Genomic DNA, 18,843 nt, shown 5'->3' with positions numbered 1-18,843 from the left:
CCGGAGCTCAGCCTGGCATGAGCATGGCTCAGCCTGGCATGAGCATGGAACGCGCCGACATCGCTTTCAAGATCAACGGCGCCGCCGTTTCTGTCTGCGTGCCGCCGGTTCGCCGTCTCTCTTCGGTGCTGCGCGACGAGTTGCACCTGACCGGCACCAAGGTCGGCTGCGACGCCGGCGACTGCGGCGCTTGCACGGTGCTTGTCGATGGCGAACCGGTCTGCGCCTGCCTCATGTCAGTGGCTTCTGCCGCTGGCACCGTGGTGACGACCGTCGAGGGTCTCGCCAACGGCAGATTATCAGCGCTGCAGGCCTCGTTCCTCGATCATGGCGCAGCGCAGTGTGGCATCTGCACACCCGGCCTGCTGGTCGCGGCGACCGCACTTCTCGACAGCAAACCCAATCCAACCGAGGCTGAAACCCAGGATGCACTGGGCGGCGTCCTGTGCCGCTGCACCGGCTATCGAAAGATCATCGCAGCGGTGATGGATGCGTCGCGCCATGCCTATGGCGTCGACCGCCGCATGCCGCAGTCCGGCCACGCCGTCGGTTCGTCGCCGATCAGGCTCGACGGCCTGCCGAAAGTCACTGGTGGCGAAAAATTCGGCGGCGATTCCTTTCCGGCCGATGCGCTGGCGGTGCTGGTGGTCCGCTCGCCGCATTATCATGCCCGCTTCGCTTTCGGCGATCTCGACGCCTGGATAAAAGCTCATCCCGGCGCCGTCGGCGTCTACACCGCTGCCGACATTCCTGGAAAGAACAGCTTCGGCGTGATTGCGCCTTTTGCCGATCAGCCGGCGCTGGCCGAAGGTTTTTCGCGTTTTCGCGGCGAGGCGGTGGCGCTGGTTGCCGGTGAGCGCGAGGCCATGCTCGATCTCGACCTTTCGGATTTCCCTGTTCGTTGGACTGAGTTGCCGCACGTTCTGCAGACTTGTGAGGCGCAAGCCGGCGGCGCACAACTGATCCACGAAAATCGGCCGGCAAACCTGCTCACTACTGGCTTTGTCGAGCGCGGCGACCCCGAAGCCGCGCTTGCCGGCGCTGCCTTCACCGTTTCCGGCGCCATCGACACGTCCTATGTCGAGCACGCCTATATCGAGCCGGAAGCCGGCTATTCCTACATGGATGGCGAAACCCTCGTCGTCGTCGCCTGCACGCAGGCGCCCTACATGGACCGCGACGACGTGGCAAAGGTGCTTGGCCTTGCCGTCGACAAGGTGCGCATCGTGCCGACCGCCACCGGCGGCGGCTTCGGCTCCAAGCTCGATGTCTCGTTGCAGCCTCTCATCGGCCTAGTCGCCATGAAGACCGGGCGGCCGGCCGCACTCGCCTACACCCGCAATGAATCAATGATCTCGACCACCAAGCGCCATCCCGCTGAGATGAAGGCGACCATCGGCGCCGATGCCGATGGCCGCATCATCGGCATGGTCTTTGCAGGCGATTTCAACACCGGCGCCTATGCCAGCTGGGGTCCGACCGTCGCCAACCGCGTGCCGGTGCATGCCTCCGGTCCCTATGCAACGCCGAACTATCGCGCCGAAGGCCGCGCCATCCACACAAACGGCCCGATCTCCGGCGCCTTCCGCGGCTTCGGCGTGCCGCAGGCGACGATCATGCAGGAGACGCTCTATGACGAGCTGGCCGAAAAGCTTGGACTGGATCGGCTCGATTTTCGGCTGAAAAGCTGCCTTCGTAACGGCTCCGAAACGGTTACTGGGCAGAGGCTGGAATCGGGCGTCGGCATCGCCGAGTGCCTTGAAGCGCTGCGGCCGCATTGGATGCGCGCGCTTGTCGATGCCGAGTTGTTCAACGCCGGCAGCAGCACAAAAAAACGCGGCGTCGGTGTCGCCTCCTGCTGGTATGGCTGCGGCAACACCTCGCTGCCCAATCCGTCGACCATCAAGGTCGGCATCTCCGCCTCCGGCGATGTCGTCCTGCATCAGGGTGCGGTTGACATCGGGCAAGGCTCGAACACGGTCATTGCCCAGATCTGCGCCGACGCGCTCGGCCTGCCGCTGGAAAGATTCACGCTGAAAAGCGCCGACACGGCGATCACGCCGGACGCCGGCAAGACGTCCGCCTCGCGCCAGACCTTCGTGTCCGGCAAGGCCGCCGAAAAGGCTGGCCGAGCCTTGCGCGAGACCATGCTGCGCTTTGCCAATGTGTCGGAGAAGGCGGCGATCGCTCTGGATGGCACAAGCCTGATCATCCGCGAGGGCGAAGCGACACGGCATGTCGATTTGTCCGCGATGAAGGCCGATGCCGATGGCTTCGTCTTCCGCGCCGAGGAAAGCTACGACCCGCCGACATTGCCGCTCGACGCCAAGGGCCAGGGCAAGCCTTACGCGGTCTACGGCTACGGCGCGCAGATCGCCGAGCTGGAGGTCGACCTCAAGCTCGGCACGGCGAAGCTGATCAAGATCACCGCTGCGCATGATGTCGGCAAGGCAATCAATCCGCTGCTCGCCGAAGGCCAGATCGAGGGCGGCATCGCACAAGGCATCGGCATGGCGCTGATGGAGGAATACATCCCCGGCCGCACCGAGAATCTGCACGACTATCTCATCCCGACGATCGGTGACGTACCGCCGATCGAGACCATCCTGATCGAAGTTCCGGATCCGGAAGGACCCTTTGGCGCCAAGGGTCTGGGCGAACACGTGCTGATCCCGACCGCGCCCGCGATCCTCAATGCCATACGGCATGCCACCGGCGTCCTGGTCACCAAAATCCCAGCGACACCGAGCCGCATCCGCGCCGCGATCCGGGAAAAGGAGGCGCGCCGATGAGCGAGCTTGCCGAGCGCTTCGAGACGCATGATCCCGGCGAGAAGCAGGTGGCGGAGAAGATACGCTGCGATGCCTGCCCGGTCATGTGCTACATATCAGACGGCCGTACCGGCGCCTGTGATCGCTATGGCAATGTCGACGGCAGGATCGTGCGGATGGATCCGCTGACCATCCTCGACCACGCGACAGAGACCGGTGGCGCGGTCGTGCCGTTCGTTGCCGAGGGCGAGGCCTGGGACGGCGAACTGGTCAACACCGGCCGCGGCTTCGTCACCGCGATCGGCGCCGGCACCACCTACCCCGACTACAAGCCGGCCCCTTTCATCGTCAGCCAGGAGGTCGAAGGCGTCGATCTCGTTACCGTGGTCACCGAGGGCATCTTCTCCTACTGCGGCGTCAAGGTGAAGATCGATACTGACCGTCATATCGGCCCCGAAACGGCGACGGTCCGCGCCGGAGGCGAGGCAATCGGCCATGTCACGACAGGCGAATATGGTTCGCAGATGCTGTCGCTGGGCGGCGTGCACCACTTGACCGGCGGCTCGAAAGCCGAAGGCCGCGCCACCTGCGATGCGCTGCTCAATCTGTGCAACCGCAAGCCGGTCGAACTCACCATCGACGACGGTGCTGCGGTCATCGTCGAAGCCGGCAAGCCGCCGGTCATCGACGGCAAGCTCGAACACCGCATGCGCGTCGGCTGCGGCTCTGCCACAATCGGCATGTTCGCCACCCAGTGGCGCGGTCTGGTCGACGAGGTGGTGGTGGTCGACGACCACATCACCGGCGTCGTCTCCGAGCATCAGGCAGGCAAGGTGCTGGGCTGGCAGGATACCGGCATCAAGATCATCGGCCGCCGCTCGACCCCGGGCCGCTATTTCAAGGTCTCGGAGCCGGGTCTCGGCTGGGGCGGCACCAGCATTTCCGATCCGCTGTCGATCCTTGGCGAGTGGAATGCGAAAAAGGGCGCGTGTCCGGGCCTGTCGCTGCTGATGGTCTCGACGACCGGCGAGCAGTTCGCCTATTACGAGCTCGACGCCGATTTGAAGCCGGTGCAAAAACCGTTCCCGGAGCGGCTGCAGAAGTCCGTCGGCCTGATCGAGGACAATTGCGAGCCGGCGCTGTGCACCGTGCTGTTCGTCGGCGGTGCCGGCGGTTCGCTGCGCGCTGGCGTCACCGAGAACCCGGTCAATCTGACCCGCTCGGTGCAGGGCCTAACGACTTATGTGACCGTTGGCGGCGCGCCGGTCTATGTCTGGCCGGGCGGCGGCATCACGCTGATGGTCGACGTCACCCGCGTGCCGGAAAACGCCTTCGGCTATGTGCCGACACCGGCGCTGGTCGCGCCGATCGAGTTCACCCTGCGCCGCGACGACTATGTCAGGCTCGGCGGCTACGAAGCCGAGATCCGCAGCGTCGATGACATTCTCGCCAAAGGCGGCGAGTATCTCAATCCGCGCCGCGGCACGGCTGCGCCGGCCACCAATCCGTGGCCGCCGCTGGCGCAGTTGCGGCGCGCAGCGGGCAACGGGGTCAAGTGATGAACGGCCCGCAGGCGCATTGGCTTGAGGACGGCAGGCGGCTGCATCTCAATCATGGCCCGATCGACCTGATCATCGAGGCATTTGGCGATGCGAGCGAATGCCGCGCCGCCTATGGCCAGGCGGTGGCGCGGTTTCAAACAATCCTGTCGGAACTCGTCGAAGAGCTGCCAGAACTGCGCCGGCCAGCCTCCTTGCGGCCACATGCTTTCGCTGGCCCGACGGCACGGCGCATGGAAGCGGCGGTCAATCCGCTGGCGGAACAATTCATCACACCCATGGCCGCCGTCGCCGGTTCGGTAGCCGACGAAATGCTTGGCGCGTTGCTGGCCGGGCGCCGGCTCGATCGCGCCTACGTCAACAATGGCGGCGACAGCGCGATCCATCTCGGCAACGGCCGGTCCATGACCCTCGCCATTGCCGGGACAGGTCATGGACTGGCGGACCGGATCACGATCCGCGCCGAAGACGGGATCAGCGGCGTCGCGACCAGCGGCTGGCGCGGCCGTTCCTTTTCGCTCGGCATCGCCGACGCCGTGACCGTGCTGGCGCGGACGGGTGCTGAAGCCGATGCCGCCGCGACCCTGATCGCCAACGCCGTCGACCTGCCCGGTCATCCCGCTATCGAGCGCGTGCCGGCGTGCGATCTGGCGCCCGACAGCGACCTTGGCGATCGCCTGGTCACCCAAGCCGTCGGCGTGCTTTCATCAGGCGAAATAGCCGCCGCGCTGGACAGCGGACTCGCGGTCGCCGAAGAGTTTCGGCGACACGACCTGATTGCCGCTTCAGCGCTGTTCCTTGCCGGTCAGGCACGGATCGCCGGTCCCATGGCGCTCACTGCGCCCAGTGAGAAACCAAGGAAGGAAATTGCCCATGTCTGAGTTTGCGATCCGCAAGGTTGCCGTGCTGACCGAGGAGATATTTCACGACGGCGGGCCGGTGGCAAAGGTGCCGCGCCGCCGTGCCGCCGCCATGGCGGTGGTGAACAACCCGTTCGCCGGCCGCTACGTGGAGGACCTGCAGAGCGCCATGGACGATCTGAAGCCGCTCGGGCTGCTGCTTTCCGACAAGCTGATCGCCGCATTGGGCGGCGACGTGAAGCAGATCGACGGCTACGGCAAAGGCGCCATCGTCGGTATCGCGGGTGAGCTGGAGCATGGCGCGCTGTGGCATGTGCCTGGGGGCTATGCGATGCGCGAGCGGCTCGGCGACGCCAAGGCGATCGTGCCATCGGCAAAGAAGGTCGGTGCCTTCGGCTCGCGGCTCGACGTACCGCTCGGCCATATCAACGCCGCCTATGTGCGCAGCCATTTCGATGCCATGGAGGTCGGCATCAGCGACGGGCCTCGTCCCAATGAGATCCTGTTCTGCCTCGCCATGACCTGCGGCCCGCGCGTGCACGACCGCATGGGCGGCCTCGCGGCAACAGACATCAAAGCTTGGGACGGACTGCGGTGAGCGCCGAAGACGTCAAGCTCAAGCTGGTCGAGGCCGAGGAGCCCGACGAAAACGATTACCGCTTGCAGGAACAGGTCGGCTTCATCCTGCGCAAGGCGCACCAGCGCCATGTCTCGATCTTCGCCGCGCACATCGCCGACCTGACACCGCCGCAGTTCGCCGCCCTGGCCAAATTGCACGATGTCGGCGAGACCTCGCAGAACCAGCTTGGCAGCCTGATCGCCATGGATGCGGCGACGGTGAAAGGCGTCATCGACCGGCTCAAGGCGCGCGGCCTGGTCGAGCTTTCCAAGCATGAGGTCGACAAAAGGCGCCTGCTGGTCAGTTTGACCGCTGAGGGCCGCGATGCCGTCGAGCGGCTGATCCCGATCGCCCGCGACATCACGGAGGAAACGCTGGCGCCGCTTTCCGCCAAGGAGGCCGCCATTTTCATGAAGCTTTTGGCCAAGCTGGCTTGAGCACGGCCTCGGCCATCGCTACCCCTCACCTGCCTGCCGGCATCCTTGCTCGCGACCGGCATCCATGGCGGCAAGGTAAGCGCCGTAGCTTGTGACCGTCGACGAGGTCTCCTCGTTGGGGCTCCGGCCATCTCCCCCAGTTTGGGGGTGTTTGGACCGGGAGATCGGCAGCGTCAGCACCGCGCCCACGCACTCCCGCGACGTTGGCGACTGGCGAAAGCCGTGATGACGGCAATCCCATCCGGGAGGTGTCCGGCAGGCCAGAGCGGGCGCGAGGCATCGCTACAGAACGGCTTTCCAGCCGTGCCGCTGTCAGGCCGCTTCCGACAGCGATTTGTGGGCGTCGCTCAGGATCTCGAAGGATCGCACCCGCGCTGCGTGATCGAAAATCTGCGCGGTGACCATCAGCTCGTCGGCACCGGTGCGACGGATAAAGGCTTCTATGCCTTGCCTGACCGTTTCCGGGGCGCCGACGACGGCGCAGGACAGCGCCTGGCCAAGCATGGTTTTGGCCATCGGATCGAGGTCGCGCTCATATCCCTCGACCGGCGGCGGCAATCGGCCGGGCCGGCCGGTGCGCAGATTGACGAAGGCCTGCTGCAGCGAAGTGAACAGCAGCCGCGCCTCGGCATCGGAGGGCGCAGCGAACACATTGAGGCCGAGCATAACATGGGGCTTGTCAAGCTGCTTCGATGGCTGGAAGCGCGAGCGGTAGATCTCCAGTGCGTGGTCGAGTTCGGCCGGTGCGAAATGCGAGGCGAAGGCGTAGGGCAGGCCGAGCATGGCTGCGAGCTGTGCGCCATAGAGGCTTGAGCCAAGGATCCAGATCGGCACCTGCTGGCCCTCGCCGGGCACGGCGCGGATACGCTGACCGTCTTCGGCCGGCTGGAAATAGTCCATCAGCTCGACGACATCCTGCGGGAAACTGTCGGCGCCGGCCTCGAGATTGCGGCGCAGCGCGCGCGCCGTGCCCATGTCGGTGCCCGGCGCCCGGCCGAGGCCGAGGTCGATGCGGCCGGGATGCAATGCGTTAAGCGTGCCGAACTGCTCGGCGATGACCAGCGGCGAATGGTTGGGCAGCATGATGCCGCCGGCGCCGACGCGTATTGTCGTGGTGCCGCCGGCGACGTGGGCAATGACGACGGAGGTGGCGGCGCTGGCGATGCCCGGCATGTTGTGATGCTCGGCCAGCCAATAGCGCCTGTATCCCAGCCGCTCGGCATGGCGGGCGAGATCGAGTGAATTGGCGAGCGATTGCGAAGCGTTGCTGCCTTCGATGATCGGCGACAGGTCGAGGACGGAAAGGACGGGCATGGCGGGGATCCTGTGGACGGGAGGGATGTAGGAAGCGACCGCCACGGCCGCAAATTCAAAAAATTGAACAGACGCCGCGCGTCCAAGCAGCCGCAAAGGACGCTCTGGCATTTGAGTCCGAGGGATTCCCTCCGGAACTTATCTCGGTTCCCGGATCATACGCCCGCCGCCTTCTCGGTCTCTGAAATCTGTTCGTCCTCAACCGCCGTATGCTGCGCCGCCAGGAAATTGCCGACATGGCTGAGGCCGTCGAAATGATCGCAGAACACCTTGATGACGACCAGCAGCGGCACGGCCATCAGAGCGCCGACGAAGCCCCACAACCAGGACCAGAAGGCAATGGCGATGAGGATCGCCACGGCGTTGATCTCGAGGCGGCGGCCAACCACAGTCGGCGTCACGAACTGGCCTTCGATGACGTCGCACAAAATGACGAATGCTGGCGCCAGCAGCGCATAGGAGATCGTCTCGAAGCTGATCAGCGAGATGACGGTAACCAGCGTGATCGTAATCAGCGCACCGATATAGGGCAGGAAATTGAGCAGAGCCGCTGCCGCGCCCCAGACCTGAGCGTTGGGCACGCCGAGGCCCCACAGGCCGAGCCCGATGACCGTGCCGAGGCCCGCGTTGATGACCGTGACGGTGAGCAGATAGTGCGAGATTTCACGTTCAACGTCGTAGACGACGCGCAGCGCCCGCTTCTTTTCGCTGAGATTGGGGAAGGACTGGACAATCTTCTCATAGAACATCGTGCCGGAGGCGAGCAGGAACAGCGACAGGACGAAGACAATGGTGACGCTGGTGCCGGCCGACAGCACATTGCCGGCGGCTTGCGAGAGAATGCCCGATGGCGCCATGGCCACCCTCTGAACTCCGGGCTCCTGGGAGGTCTGCGTTAGTCCCTCTATCTGACGCGAGATCTCCACGATCCTTTCGAACGGACGGCGCAGTTGCGCCAGACGTTCCGCAAGCTGCTGGCCGATCGACGAGGTGTTGTTGATGAGGTCGATGACCGGGCCGCTGAGCAGATAGCCTGCGACGGCGATGACGCAGAACGACAGCAGCACCAGCAATGTCGCCGATATGGCATCGGGCAAGCCGTGCTTGCGCAGGAAGCGGACGATCGGCGTCAGCGTCAGTGCCAGCAGGAAAGCCAGAATGACCGGCATGAAGAAGGCACGGGCGAAGTAGAGCGCGAAGATCGCCATAAGGATGAAGATGCCAACGAGCAGCGAACGCATCAGATGGGTATCCGCACGCGCCTCGGCGCGCGAATCCGGGCTATCGGCAGCGCCTGCGCCCGAAGCGGCGGGTTCGGCTTTCATTCTGGCCCTCGGCGGCACACCGCGATTGGCGTAGACCGTGGGCGGAAACGCCTTTGCGGCTTCAAAGTTCCGTTAGCCGGCGTTGACGCATTGACGCAAGGCCGTACCGGCCTTGCTGTGAATCAGGTCACTGGGAATCAGGCGGCCGGCGCTGCCACGGCGGGGCCGGCGTTCGCCGTTTCCTTCCGCACGATCGGCGCGACCTTGGTGCCGTAGAGTTCGATCGCCTTCATGACCTTGGCGTGCGCCATGGTGCCGATCGCCATTTGCAGCAGGAAGCGATCGTTGCCGAATATCCTGTGCTGGGCAACGATCTTCTCGGCCACCTGTTCGGGATTGCCGACAAACAGCGCGCCGTTCGGGCCGCGCGACTGGTCGAAATGTGCCCTCGTCGTCGGACCCCAGCCACGCTCGCGGCCGATGCGGTTCATCACCTCAGCCTGCGGCCCATAAAAATCGTCAGCCGCCTGATCGGTGGTCTCGGCGATGAAGCCGTGGACGTTGAGGCTGGTAGCGAGATCAGCCGGATCGTTGCCCGCCCGTTTGGCCGCTTCCCTATAAATATCGAACAGCGGCGCGAACCGCGCCGGCGCGCCGCCGATGATGGCCAGCGCCAACGGCAGGCCGAGCGCCCCGGCCCGCGCGGCGGATTGCGGCGTGCCGCCGATCGCGATCCAGATCGGCAATCTGTCTTGGAACGGGCGGGGGTAGACGCCGCGATCGTTGATCGGAGCGCGCAGCCTGCCCGACCAGGTCACCTTGACATGATCGCGGATGGCAAGCAGCAGGTCGAGCTTTTCGGCAAAGAGCTCGTCGTAGTCTTCGAGATTGTAGCCGAACAGCGGAAAGGATTCGATGAACGAGCCGCGCCCGGCCATGATCTCGGCCCGGCCGCCGGATAGAAGGTCGAGCGTCGCAAACTGCTGGAAGACGCGAACCGGATCGTCGGAGGATAGCACGGTGACCGCGCTGGTCAGCTTTATGCGCCGGGTGCGTTCGGCCGCCGCGGCCAGGGCTACGACCGGCGCTGAAGCCGCATAATCGGGACGGTGATGCTCGCCCAGCCCAAACACGTCGAGGCCGACCTGGTCGGCCAGCTCGATCTCCTCGATCAGGTTGCGCAGCCGCTCATGCGCACCGATGGCACCAGGGCCCGGTTCCGGGCTGACGTCGGCGAAGGTATAGAGACCGAGTTCCATCATGTGTCATCCCAGTGTTTTGTTCTTCGCGCTACAGGTAGCGACCAGTCCGCCGCGCCACCAGAGGGGCGGATGGTGAACAGTGCATGTCCGTTTCAGCCGAATTCAGCCGAAGAGGCGTCTCCCGACTGCAACAGCTCAGAATTTCATGGCTGGCATACCGTTTTGGCGCTTGAACTCTGGGTTTTCACGCGTATGTAAGCCTCGCAAATTGACTCCAGGGAAGTGGACTTGGCTATCTATAGGGAAAAAGACGTTTTCGAGCGGCGCAATGCCGCAAACGAAGCAAAGAAGGCGCTTCTCGAGCGCTTCAAGGCAAGGCCGGCAGCAGACGATCCAGCGGTGCTGGCACGACAGGCCGAACGCAAGGCAATCCTCGAAGCTCGTGCGATACGCGAGGCCGAAAAGGCCAGGCTGAAGCAGGAAAAGCTGGCGCGCGAAGCGGCCGAAAAGGCCGAGCGCGAAGCTGCTGCCGAAGCAGCGCGTATTGCTGCGGAAGAAGCGGCGCAGGCGGAAGCGAAGATCCGGGAAGCCGAAGAGAACGAGCGCATCGCTCGTTTGCTTGCCGACGAGGCCGAGCGCAAGGCCAAGCGCGACGCGCGCTATGCGGCGCGCAAGCAGCGCACCGGCAGGACGCCTCCGGGCTTTTCCGCTCGCTAGCGCTCCTAAAGCGCGATTCACGAATCAAATTCAGGGCCGCCTTGCAGCGGCCCTGAAGGCGTTTGTGCTGCGGCCTTGCAGCAAAACCTATGCATGTCGCCCAAAAGTGCGCAGCGGTTTTGGGACGACATGCAAAAAAAAGAACTAAAGCGCGCCGCATGAATCTCTTCAGACGCGACGCGCTTTAGGCCGCGAGTTTCAATCCCATGATGCCGCAGACGATGAGTGCGATGCAGGCCAGCCTGATCGCGGTCGCAGGCTCGCCGAGCAGCCAGATGCCAAGCAGCGCCGTGCCGACGGTGCCGATGCCGGTCCACACCGCATAAGCCGTGCCGACCGGCAGCGTCTTCAGTGCCAGTCCGAGCAAGGCGAGACTGACGACCATCGAGACTATCGTCAGGACCGTCGGCAGCGGCCTCGAAAAGCCATCAGTGTATTTGAGGCCGATCGCCCAGCCGATCTCGAACAGGCCAGCGAAGAAGAGAAGAATCCATGACATCGGCTCGCTCCATTGGATTGCGGGTCGTCCCGGCCGATTTCGGGGAAAGCGCGAAGCCGTCTCACTGCATTGATTTAAAAATTTCGGGTGCCCAATCAACAGCAACGCCGGCGGCATTTCAGGACCAATCGCTGAATGTCGATTGGTCCTGAAATGCCGCCGGTCATGACCTCGCGTCGAAACGCCGAGAGTTACCTGTCCTTGAGTTTGGTCGCTTTGACGGGCGGCGCTTTCAGGGTCGGGGCAGCGGCGGGTTTCTTCGCGTCCTTTTTCGGCTTGCGGGCTTCTTTGCCCGCCTTCATCGCACCTTTAGCCATGATTCGTTTCCTCCGATTGTGGCAAGCGAAATGAACCAAGAGAAACGCCCGACCGCAAGAGGCATAATCTGGCGCTGGCGCCAGCCGGCTGACGTCAACCGATTTCTAATTCGCTCGTAAACCGCGCTGGTCCATGCACTAGTCCCGCGCGTCCGTTCTCGAACGGCCGGTCTAGTGGCGCTTGCCAATGTGCTCTGTAGATCCACACGGCATGGAGATCACTTCGTTGAAGTCTCAAATGCGGTCAGACGTTCAAGAACCTAAAAAGCGGCGGGCTTGCTTCGGATGGTTAAGGCCAGGAGCGCCTCCGAAAGTCGTTTCTTCGCCCGCTCGACCCCGTTCTCGTCGATTGCCTCAACATCGAGGAACAAGTCGAGGCCAGTCGCGTGCTCGCTGATGACCTGAGGGCGCTGGGCCAGTTCACCCAGGAGGCCCTCGACTTCGTAGGGGACAACCTCCCGGCTGATCCCCTTCATGGCAATCGGTGCTAACGGGCGCGCCCGGACAAGGTCGCGGACGAGCGCGTAAGCCTCATAGCTGAGGCAGATGCCGCCGGGCTTGGCAATCGACTGCAGACGGGCCGCCAAGTTCGCTTCGGCTCCGATGATCGTGTAGTCCATCCGATCATCGGAACCGAAGTTTCCAACATTACAATAGCCCGTGTTGATGCCCATGCGAGCTTGGAAGGGCCGTTCGACTCCGCGGTCACGCCACACCCTGTTCAACTGCTCCAGCCGACGCTGCATGTCGACAGCCATGCGCAAGCAGGCTCTCGCGTCTTCCTCGACGCCTTGCGTCTCGGGGTCTCCGAAGAACACAAGAAGCGCGTCGCCGATGAACTTGTCGACGGTGGCGCCGTGTCTGAGCGCGATCGTCGACATCTCGGTGAAATACTCGTTGAGGAGAACCGTCAGGTCCTCGGGCTGGAGCCGTTCCACGATCGCGGTGAAATCCTTGACGTCGGAAAAAAAGATCGTGAGCTTCTTGCGCTCGGTCGCGATGGTGACGTCCTTCTGGCCGCTGAAGATGCTTTTGTAAATTTGAGGCGAGAGGTATTTGGCGATCTTCAATGAAATCGCGGCTAGGAAGTCGTTTGCCTCGGAAAGCTCCTTATTGATGCCCTGAACCAAGGCGGACTGCCGACGCTGCAGGAGAATGAAGGTCAGGCCCGCCGCCGCCGCGAAACCGAAATATAGGAGCAGATATTTGAAAGCGAGGACGTTCGCAGCGATGGGCTGATTGACTGATATCTCCTGGATCCCTCGGACATCCCCTACCTTCCAGTCCGTCTTGGGGCTGTCCGGGTGTGAGTTATGGCAGGTCACGCAGACTTGTCCCATTACAACCGGGGCCGCGGCGCGGACGTGCCGGTCAAACAGCGAACCCGAGACTTCGATGATCGGCTCCCTCGGGTTGGCGCGCAAAGCAAAGATTGCATTCCGCTCGAATACATCGAGCTGGTGGGGGTCGCGACCTTTGAAAGGTAGATCCGAGACGAACCGATATTTGACGGACCCGTCGTGAGCGCTGATGCGCTTGCCGAGTTCGATTGAGAGGGTTGCTGGAATAGGGATCGCACCTGGCACGTCCCGGTAGTTGTGCGTCGCGGTCACGGCGTCGTCTGCTTTCAGCACGCGTCCCACGACTTCGCTGCCGTAGAATCCGCGCATTTCGTCGATGATCCGGCTGATTTCGCTGGCTTGCGTGCGCAGCATCCGTTCCGATAGGTCTCGGAGATCGAGCCAGGCTGCGACGGGCAGACCTATAAGGCCGATGACCACTGCCGCCACCAGGAGAGGTCCCATGGTGCGCTGCTGACGCGCAATCTGTTCACCCAGTCCAGCCATTGTGCAAGCGCCCGGCAGTAATTAGCATCTGAACTATAGCTTATTCCCGGCACGGTACTAGCGTCAGTCTTGGCTCGATGAAAAACCTTGAGCGGTTGTTGCCGAACGGATTTTGGGAGGAATGAAGATGAAGATCGACGGCGGGTGCCATTGCGGCGCCATCACTTACGAGGCGGAAGTCGATCCGGAAAAGACCAGTATCTGCCACTGCACCGATTGCCAGCAACTGACGGGCACGGCCTTCCGCGTGACCGTGCCGGCGCCGGAGGACCACTACCGGATCACCAAGGGCACGCCGAAGATCTACATCAAGACCGCACCGAGCGGCGCCAGGCGCGCCCAGGCCTTTTGCGGCGAGTGCGGTTCGCATCTCTACGCCACGTCGGTTGGCGACGGGCCGAAAGTCTACGGCATCAGGGTCGGCACGGCGCGGCAGCGCGAACAACTGATCCCGAGAAAACAGATCTGGCACCGCTCGGCGCTGCACTGGCTGCCGGAGTTCGAAGGCACGACGATCATCGAGGAGCAATAGCCTCTCAGTCGTCGCCTTCGACCACCCTTAGCCTCAGCTGGCCGGTCTTGGAGTCGGCGACGCGCGCGCCTGCTTCGGCCCTCGCGGCGGTCCCATGTGTCGTCCCGGCCGATCCGGCGTCTTCCTCCGTCGGCTGCGCGCCGAACTCCAGCGCCTCGATCTTGTGGCCGCGCTTGGTCACCTTCGACGTCGAGACGAGGATGTCGTCGATATCCTTCGCCGATTGGCCGAAATGGCTCTGCAGCTTGCGCACCCGCTCGTCGAGGCGCGAGACGTCCTCCATCAGCCGGATGACTTCGCCCTGGATCAGATGCGCCTGCTCGCGCATGCGGGCGTCCTTGAGAATCGCCTGGATGACCTGGATCGACAGCATCAGCAGCGACGGCGAGACGATGACGACGCGGGCGCGGTGCGCCTTGTGCACAATCCCCTCGAAATTCTCGTGGATCTCGGCGAACACCGATTCCGACGGCACGAACATGAAGGCGGTGTCCTGCGTCTCGCCCTGGATCAGGTATTTTTCGGAAATATCGCGGACATGCACCTCGATATCACGCCGAAACGCTTGTGCGGCGACCTTCTGCAAATCGACGCCTTCGGCGGCACGGATGGCGTTCCACGCTTCCAGCGGAAACTTGGCGTCGATGGCAAGTGCGGGCGCGCCGTTCGGCATCTTCACCAGGCAATCGGGTCGGCTGCCGTTCGACAGGGTCGCCTGAAATTCGTAGGCGCCGTGCGGCAGGCCATCGGCGACGATCGCCTCCATGCGCGACTGGCCGAAGGCGCCGCGCGTCTGTTTGTTGGAGAGGATTGCCTGAAGCTGAACGACCTGGCTGGCGAGCGACTGGATATTGCCTTGCGCGGTATCGATGACCGCCAGCCGCTCCTGCAGTTTGGCGAGGCTCTCATGCGTCGATTTCGTCTGCTCGGTCATGGTCTGGCCGAGACGGCCGGTCATCGCGTCGAGACGTTGGCCGATCGACTGTGTGAGTTCGGCCTGCCGGGCCCCGAACACTTCGGCGATGGCGCCCATGCGGCCCTGCATCTCGGCCTGGCTTGCCAAGATGCCGGCCATCCGCGCCTCGGCGTCGCGGGCGTGGTCGGCGGCTTCAGCGGCAGCCACCGCACGCGCCTTCGCCGAGCGCCAGAGCGCGGCGACGAGCGCCACGAACAGACCCAGGAACAGGATCGCGCCGAATGCCAATGCGTGGCCGAGCGTGATCGTCGTGGCGCCGAGCCGGGCGATCGGTTCGGACAGGATGGTTGTCAACTCGTTCATACTGGAGAGCATAGATGATTCGGCCTGACGGCACAGATCAAAACGTGAACGGCGCTGCAAATGCCCCGGTTGACGCTTTTCGTGCGAGGTCTTAGGTGAGACGCCATGTCGATCAAGCCGCTCATCATCCTTCCCGATCCCGTCCTGCGCCAGGTTTCAAAACCCGTCGAGCGTGTCGACGGCGCCTTGCGCAAACTGGCCGGCGACATGCTGGACACCATGTATGATGCGCCGGGCATCGGTCTGGCGGCGATCCAGGTCGGCGAACCGCTGCGCATGCTGGTGATCGACCTCGCCAAGGAAGACGAGACGCCGGCGCCGCATGTCTTCATCAATCCCGAAATCCTCGAGAGCGCCGATCAGCGCTCGGTCTACGAGGAGGGTTGCCTGTCGATCCCGGATTACTATGCCGAGGTCGAGCGTCCCGCCGCCGTGCGGGTCAAATATCTCGATCGCGACGGCAAGCTGCAGGAGATCGAAGCCGAAGGGCTGATGGCGACTTGCCTGCAGCATGAGATCGACCATCTCAACGGCGTTCTGTTCATCGACCACATTTCGAAGCTGAAGCGCGACATGGTGGTGAAGAAGTTCAAGAAGCTCGCCAGGGACAAGGCAGGCAACAAGGCGCCGGGCAAGTTGGTGGGATAGGGCTCAAAGATGCCCCTGCGCGTCATCTTCATGGGTACGCCCGAATTCTCCGTGCCGACGCTGCGGGCGATCGCGGAAGCCGGACATGAGATAGAAGCCGTCTACACGCAGCCGCCGCGCGCCGCCGGTCGCCGCGGGCTGGAACTGACGCCGTCGCCGGTTCAGCGCGAGGCGGAGCAACTGGGCGTCGAGGTGCGGACGCCGGTGTCGCTGAAAAGCGAGGTCGAGCAGCAGGTGTTCCGCGCCTTGCGGGCCGATGTCGCCGTGGTCGTCGCCTATGGATTGCTGTTGCCCAAACCCATTCTCGAGGCGCCGCGGCTCGGCTGCCTCAATGGTCACGCGTCGCTGTTGCCGCGCTGGCGCGGCGCCGCCCCCATCCAGCGCGCCATCATGGCCGGCGATACCGAGACAGGCATGATGGTCATGCGGATGGAAGAAGGCCTGGACACCGGCCCGGTGGCGATGGTCGAAAAATGCGCCGTCGGACCCGATACGACGGCCGGCGATCTGCACGATCGGTTGATGCTCATTGGCGCCGCGCTGATGGCGGAAGCGCTGGCACGGCTGGAACGGGACGCCCTGACATTTACGACTCAAACGACGGTGGGGGTGACCTACGCCAAAAAAATCGATAAAGCGGAGACGCGCGTGGACTGGACGCGGCCTGCTGGCGAAGTCCACAATCAGATTCGCGGCCTGTCGCCCTTTCCCGGCGCATGGTGCGAGACCGAAATCGGCGGCCGCCTGGAACGGCTGAAACTGCTTCGCTCGACGCTTTCGCAAGGCGCCGGCGAGCCGGGAGGAATTCTCGACGACCGGCTGACGGTCGCCTGCGGGTCAGGCGCGATCAGGTTGGTCGAAGTTCAACGTGCGGGCGGAAGGCCCATTGCCGCGCAGGAGTTTCTGCGCGGGGCCAAGCTCGAAAAAGGAATGAAGTTCTCATGAGCATGATGTCGATACGCGCGGCGACGCCGCGAGACCGCGAGGCGATCCGCCTTGTCGAGGAACACGCATTCGGCCAGCAGGCGGAGGCCGGATTGGTCGATGCGCTGGTCAGCGGCGGCGACGCCGTTGTCGAACTGGTGGCGGAAGAAGATGGACAGGTGGTCGGCCATATCCTGTTTTCGCGGCTTTTCGTGCAGAACGGCGGCCAGAGCTTTCCCGCGGTGGCGCTGGCGCCCCTGGCGGTCGAGCCGTCATTCCATGGCACCGGCATCGGCGGCGCGCTGATCCGCGAGGCGCATATCCGCCTGAAGGAAGCCGGCGAGGCGCTGGCGGTAGTGCTTGGCGATCCTGCCTATTATGGCCGCTTCGGCTACAGCCATGCGCGCGCCGAAAAGTTCGAAAGCGAGTACCAGGGCGAAGCGCTGCAGGCGCTGGCCTGGGGCGAGGCGCCTGAGACCGGCAGGCTGGTCTACGCTTCGGCCTTTAGCTCCGCGCTCGCCGCCTAACCTCAATCCTGCTTAGGAATGCCGCGTTTTCGCCTCGACATCGAATATGACGGCAGCCTCTATGCCGGCTGGCAGCGTCAGGCAGACCAGCCTTCGGTGCAGCAGGCGATCGAGCAGGCGATCGAGAAATTCTGCGGCGAACAGGTCTCGCTGCGCAGCGCCGGCCGCACCGATGCCGGCGTCCATGCGACCGCTCAGGTGGCGCATGTCGATCTCGTCAAGGCATGGCCTGATGACAAGGTGCGCGATGCCGTCAATGCCCACCTGCAAACGGCCAAGGCGCGCATCGCCATTCTCAAGGCGGCTGTCGTGCCCGATAGCTTCGACGCCCGTTTCTCGGCGATCGGCCGCCACTATCTTTACCGCATCGTCAACCGACGCGCGCCGGCGGCACTCGACAAGGGCAAGATCTGGTGGGTGCCGAAGCGGCTCGACGCCGAGGCCATGCACGAGGCGGCAAAGGTGCTGCTGGGGCGGCATGATTTCACCACGTTTCGCTCGACCCAGTGCCAGGCCGACAGCCCGATGCGCACGCTCGACCGACTGGATGTCAGTCGTTTGGGTGACGTGATCGAAGTGCGAGCCTCGGCGCGCTCGTTCCTGCACAATCAGGTGCGCTCCATGGTCGGTTCGCTGAAGCGCGTCGGCGAAGGCGGCTGGACAAGTGCCGACCTGAAGGCGGCGCTCGATGCGCGCGACCGTGCCGCCTGTGGCCAGGTGGCGCCGCCCGATGGGCTTTTTCTTATCGGCGTCGACTATTCGCAGCCGTTCGGATGACGCCGCTAGATGTGCCGATCAGACAGCGTCACCTAGGCCAGATCGTTCTGCCAATCGGCCCCGCCGTAGAACACGCGCTCCAGCGCATAAATGACAGCCCGACTTTTCACGCATTTCTCTGCAAGCGGGCCTTGTAGATGCTTCAAGTCCCGGTCTCGCTCGGTACACCGATGCCGAGCAGCGCCTCCAGGCCGAACAGAACGACCAGCGACGCCACGAACATGCCGGCGAAGATAGCGCTGCCGACAGCTGCGCCCCTGCCGATGGCGGCGTTTGTCATCCGCCAGGTCAGGATCATCGACAGCGCAAACAAAAGCAGCGACGCCAGTACGGCGAACTCGTTGGCGGACGGCAGGAAAAGCCTGATCAGCGCTGCTGGCAGCATTATCCAGGCGATGATCGCAGACGCCCAGTTGCTGGCGACGACATAGTGGACGAAGCGCCCGCCAATGCCGGCGCGCGGCGCGACCAGGGCAAGGCCGACGAGCGGCAACACCCAGGCGCCGATGTCGACCGTCGCCAGCCGGATCAGCATGCTGAAGCGCCCCGCGAATGCATTCGGATCGCCGATCTCATTGGCAAGGCCGACCCAGCCGACGATCAGCGCCGGTGCCGCGACAACGATGGCGAAGAAGGAATTCCAGAAACCGTCGGCCGAAAGGTCGAGCTGGCGCAGCCCGTCGGCCTTGCCGAGCATCAGTCGCCAGGCGCCGGTCAGCGAAGCATAGGTTTCATCGGCCGAAAGCATG

At 63.8% G+C, this 18,843-nt stretch carries 19 protein-coding genes; 11 read left to right on the top strand and 8 right to left on the bottom strand.

Going from position 1 to position 18,843, the window contains the following annotated elements; genetic code table 11:
• Positions 1 to 17: 17 nt before the first annotated feature.
• From EN807_RS03220 to EN807_RS03200, 5 genes are read left to right on the top strand one after another with little or no spacing between them, the layout of a single operon-like run.
• Positions 18 to 2,792, top strand: coding sequence for a molybdopterin-dependent oxidoreductase (locus EN807_RS03220; RefSeq protein ID WP_246684005.1), 2,775 nt, complete (start codon positions 18 to 20; stop codon positions 2,790 to 2,792).
• The gene (locus EN807_RS03215; protein ID WP_135933857.1) at positions 2,789 to 4,330 is read left to right on the top strand and encodes a 6-hydroxynicotinate reductase; all 1,542 of its coding nucleotides are present in this window, start codon (positions 2,789 to 2,791) and stop codon (positions 4,328 to 4,330) included. The genes EN807_RS03220 and EN807_RS03215 overlap by 4 nt, the downstream gene beginning before the upstream one ends.
• Positions 4,330 to 5,211 carry a UPF0280 family protein gene (locus EN807_RS03210; protein ID WP_135933856.1) on the top strand — a complete coding sequence of 294 codons (882 nt, stop codon included), beginning with the start codon at positions 4,330 to 4,332 and terminating at the stop codon, positions 5,209 to 5,211. The genes EN807_RS03215 and EN807_RS03210 overlap by 1 nt, the downstream gene beginning before the upstream one ends.
• The gene (locus tag EN807_RS03205) at positions 5,204 to 5,788 is read left to right on the top strand and encodes an amino acid synthesis family protein (RefSeq protein ID WP_135933855.1); all 585 of its coding nucleotides are present in this window, start codon (positions 5,204 to 5,206) and stop codon (positions 5,786 to 5,788) included. The genes EN807_RS03210 and EN807_RS03205 overlap by 8 nt, the downstream gene beginning before the upstream one ends.
• Positions 5,785 to 6,246, top strand: a complete 462-nt coding sequence (locus EN807_RS03200; protein ID WP_135933854.1) for a MarR family transcriptional regulator — start codon at positions 5,785 to 5,787, stop codon at positions 6,244 to 6,246. Before EN807_RS03205 ends, EN807_RS03200 begins: the two co-directional genes overlap by 4 nt.
• Before the next feature lie 312 nt (positions 6,247 to 6,558).
• Here EN807_RS03200 and EN807_RS03195 read toward each other — a convergent pair whose 3' ends face one another.
• The 3 genes from EN807_RS03195 to EN807_RS03185 form a co-directional block, all read right to left on the bottom strand.
• Positions 6,559 to 7,560: an LLM class flavin-dependent oxidoreductase gene (locus EN807_RS03195; protein ID WP_135933853.1), complete on the bottom strand. Its 1,002-nt coding sequence runs from the start codon at positions 7,558 to 7,560 to the stop codon at positions 6,559 to 6,561.
• Positions 7,561 to 7,715: 155 nt separating this feature from the next.
• Entirely contained in the window at positions 7,716 to 8,885 is a 1,170-nt protein-coding gene (locus tag EN807_RS03190) for an AI-2E family transporter (RefSeq protein ID WP_135933852.1), read from the bottom strand.
• 137 nt (positions 8,886 to 9,022) lie between these two features.
• Positions 9,023 to 10,084 carry an LLM class flavin-dependent oxidoreductase gene (locus EN807_RS03185; protein ID WP_135935764.1) on the bottom strand — a complete coding sequence of 354 codons (1,062 nt, stop codon included), beginning with the start codon at positions 10,082 to 10,084 and terminating at the stop codon, positions 9,023 to 9,025.
• Between the two features lie 231 nt (positions 10,085 to 10,315).
• Between EN807_RS03185 and EN807_RS03180 the strand changes: the two genes are divergently transcribed.
• Entirely contained in the window at positions 10,316 to 10,744 is a 429-nt protein-coding gene (locus tag EN807_RS03180) for a DUF6481 family protein (RefSeq protein WP_065011625.1), read from the top strand.
• A gap of 184 nt (positions 10,745 to 10,928) precedes the next feature.
• Here the strand turns inward: EN807_RS03180 and sugE are convergent, their stop codons facing one another.
• The 3 genes from sugE to EN807_RS03165 form a co-directional block, all read right to left on the bottom strand.
• Positions 10,929 to 11,243 carry a quaternary ammonium compound efflux SMR transporter SugE gene (gene sugE, locus EN807_RS03175; protein ID WP_135933851.1) on the bottom strand — a complete coding sequence of 105 codons (315 nt, stop codon included), beginning with the start codon at positions 11,241 to 11,243 and terminating at the stop codon, positions 10,929 to 10,931.
• A gap of 191 nt (positions 11,244 to 11,434) precedes the next feature.
• Positions 11,435 to 11,560, bottom strand: a complete 126-nt coding sequence (locus tag EN807_RS37360; RefSeq protein WP_082982715.1) for a hypothetical protein — start codon at positions 11,558 to 11,560, stop codon at positions 11,435 to 11,437.
• A 260-nt stretch (positions 11,561 to 11,820) separates the two neighbouring features.
• On the bottom strand, positions 11,821 to 13,407 hold the full coding sequence (locus tag EN807_RS03165) for an adenylate/guanylate cyclase domain-containing protein (protein ID WP_135933850.1): 1,587 nt from the start codon (positions 13,405 to 13,407) through the stop codon (positions 11,821 to 11,823).
• 127 nt (positions 13,408 to 13,534) lie between these two features.
• On the opposite strand from EN807_RS03165, the gene EN807_RS03160 reads away from it, so the two are divergent.
• A complete protein-coding gene (locus EN807_RS03160; protein WP_127315479.1) occupies positions 13,535 to 13,939 on the top strand; it encodes a GFA family protein in 405 nt (134 codons plus the stop codon).
• A 4-nt stretch (positions 13,940 to 13,943) separates the two neighbouring features.
• On the opposite strand, the gene EN807_RS03155 is transcribed toward EN807_RS03160, so the two are convergent.
• Entirely contained in the window at positions 13,944 to 15,218 is a 1,275-nt protein-coding gene (locus EN807_RS03155) for a DNA recombination protein RmuC (RefSeq protein ID WP_135933849.1), read from the bottom strand.
• Between the two features lie 105 nt (positions 15,219 to 15,323).
• On the opposite strand from EN807_RS03155, the gene def reads away from it, so the two are divergent.
• From def to truA, 4 genes are read left to right on the top strand one after another with little or no spacing between them, the layout of a single operon-like run.
• Positions 15,324 to 15,866 carry a peptide deformylase gene (gene def / locus EN807_RS03150; RefSeq protein WP_135933848.1) on the top strand — a complete coding sequence of 181 codons (543 nt, stop codon included), beginning with the start codon at positions 15,324 to 15,326 and terminating at the stop codon, positions 15,864 to 15,866.
• Between the two features lie 15 nt (positions 15,867 to 15,881).
• Positions 15,882 to 16,811 carry a methionyl-tRNA formyltransferase gene (gene fmt, locus EN807_RS03145; protein WP_189522446.1) on the top strand — a complete coding sequence of 310 codons (930 nt, stop codon included), beginning with the start codon at positions 15,882 to 15,884 and terminating at the stop codon, positions 16,809 to 16,811.
• Complete coding sequence (locus EN807_RS03140) at positions 16,808 to 17,317, top strand: N-acetyltransferase (protein ID WP_127315475.1); 510 nt, start codon at positions 16,808 to 16,810, stop codon at positions 17,315 to 17,317. The genes fmt and EN807_RS03140 overlap by 4 nt, the downstream gene beginning before the upstream one ends.
• An 18-nt stretch (positions 17,318 to 17,335) precedes the next feature.
• Positions 17,336 to 18,094 (top strand): tRNA pseudouridine(38-40) synthase TruA, encoded by a 759-nt coding sequence (gene truA / locus EN807_RS03135; RefSeq protein WP_127315474.1) that lies wholly within the window; start codon positions 17,336 to 17,338, stop codon positions 18,092 to 18,094.
• Between the two features lie 142 nt (positions 18,095 to 18,236).
• Here the strand turns inward: truA and EN807_RS03130 are convergent, their stop codons facing one another.
• Complete coding sequence (locus EN807_RS03130) at positions 18,237 to 18,842, bottom strand: transporter (RefSeq protein ID WP_135933846.1); 606 nt, start codon at positions 18,840 to 18,842, stop codon at positions 18,237 to 18,239.
• Position 18,843 lies beyond the last annotated feature (1 nt).

Source organism: Mesorhizobium sp. M5C.F.Ca.ET.164.01.1.1 (assembly GCF_004792125.1).
Taxonomy (GTDB): domain Bacteria; phylum Pseudomonadota; class Alphaproteobacteria; order Rhizobiales; family Rhizobiaceae; genus Mesorhizobium; species Mesorhizobium wenxiniae.
This window is presented reverse-complemented; position numbering and strand designations above follow the sequence as displayed.

Bases quoted from the DNA above. Each gene is read 5' to 3' on its own strand.
- EN807_RS03220 (WP_246684005.1), top strand. From the start codon at position 18: ATGAGCATGGCTCAGCCTGGCATGAGCATGGAACGCGCCGACATCGCT.
- EN807_RS03215 (WP_135933857.1), top strand. From the start codon at position 2,789: ATGAGCGAGCTTGCCGAGCGCTTCGAGACGCATGATCCCGGCGAGAAG.
- EN807_RS03210 (WP_135933856.1), top strand. From the start codon at position 4,330: ATGAACGGCCCGCAGGCGCATTGGCTTGAGGACGGCAGGCGGCTGCAT.
- EN807_RS03205 (WP_135933855.1), top strand. From the start codon at position 5,204: ATGTCTGAGTTTGCGATCCGCAAGGTTGCCGTGCTGACCGAGGAGATA.
- EN807_RS03195 (WP_135933853.1), bottom strand. From the start codon at position 7,560: ATGCCCGTCCTTTCCGTCCTCGACCTGTCGCCGATCATCGAAGGCAGC.
- EN807_RS03190 (WP_135933852.1), bottom strand. From the start codon at position 8,885: ATGAAAGCCGAACCCGCCGCTTCGGGCGCAGGCGCTGCCGATAGCCCG.
- EN807_RS03185 (WP_135935764.1), bottom strand. From the start codon at position 10,084: ATGGAACTCGGTCTCTATACCTTCGCCGACGTCAGCCCGGAACCGGGC.
- sugE (WP_135933851.1), bottom strand. From the start codon at position 11,243: ATGTCATGGATTCTTCTCTTCTTCGCTGGCCTGTTCGAGATCGGCTGG.
- EN807_RS37360 (WP_082982715.1), bottom strand. From the start codon at position 11,560: ATGGCTAAAGGTGCGATGAAGGCGGGCAAAGAAGCCCGCAAGCCGAAA.
- EN807_RS03165 (WP_135933850.1), bottom strand. From the start codon at position 13,407: ATGGCTGGACTGGGTGAACAGATTGCGCGTCAGCAGCGCACCATGGGA.
- EN807_RS03160 (WP_127315479.1), top strand. From the start codon at position 13,535: ATGAAGATCGACGGCGGGTGCCATTGCGGCGCCATCACTTACGAGGCG.
- EN807_RS03155 (WP_135933849.1), bottom strand. From the start codon at position 15,218: ATGAACGAGTTGACAACCATCCTGTCCGAACCGATCGCCCGGCTCGGC.
- def (WP_135933848.1), top strand. From the start codon at position 15,324: ATGTCGATCAAGCCGCTCATCATCCTTCCCGATCCCGTCCTGCGCCAG.
- EN807_RS03140 (WP_127315475.1), top strand. From the start codon at position 16,808: ATGAGCATGATGTCGATACGCGCGGCGACGCCGCGAGACCGCGAGGCG.
- truA (WP_127315474.1), top strand. From the start codon at position 17,336: ATGCCGCGTTTTCGCCTCGACATCGAATATGACGGCAGCCTCTATGCC.
- EN807_RS03130 (WP_135933846.1), bottom strand. From the start codon at position 18,842: ATGCTTTCGGCCGATGAAACCTATGCTTCGCTGACCGGCGCCTGGCGA.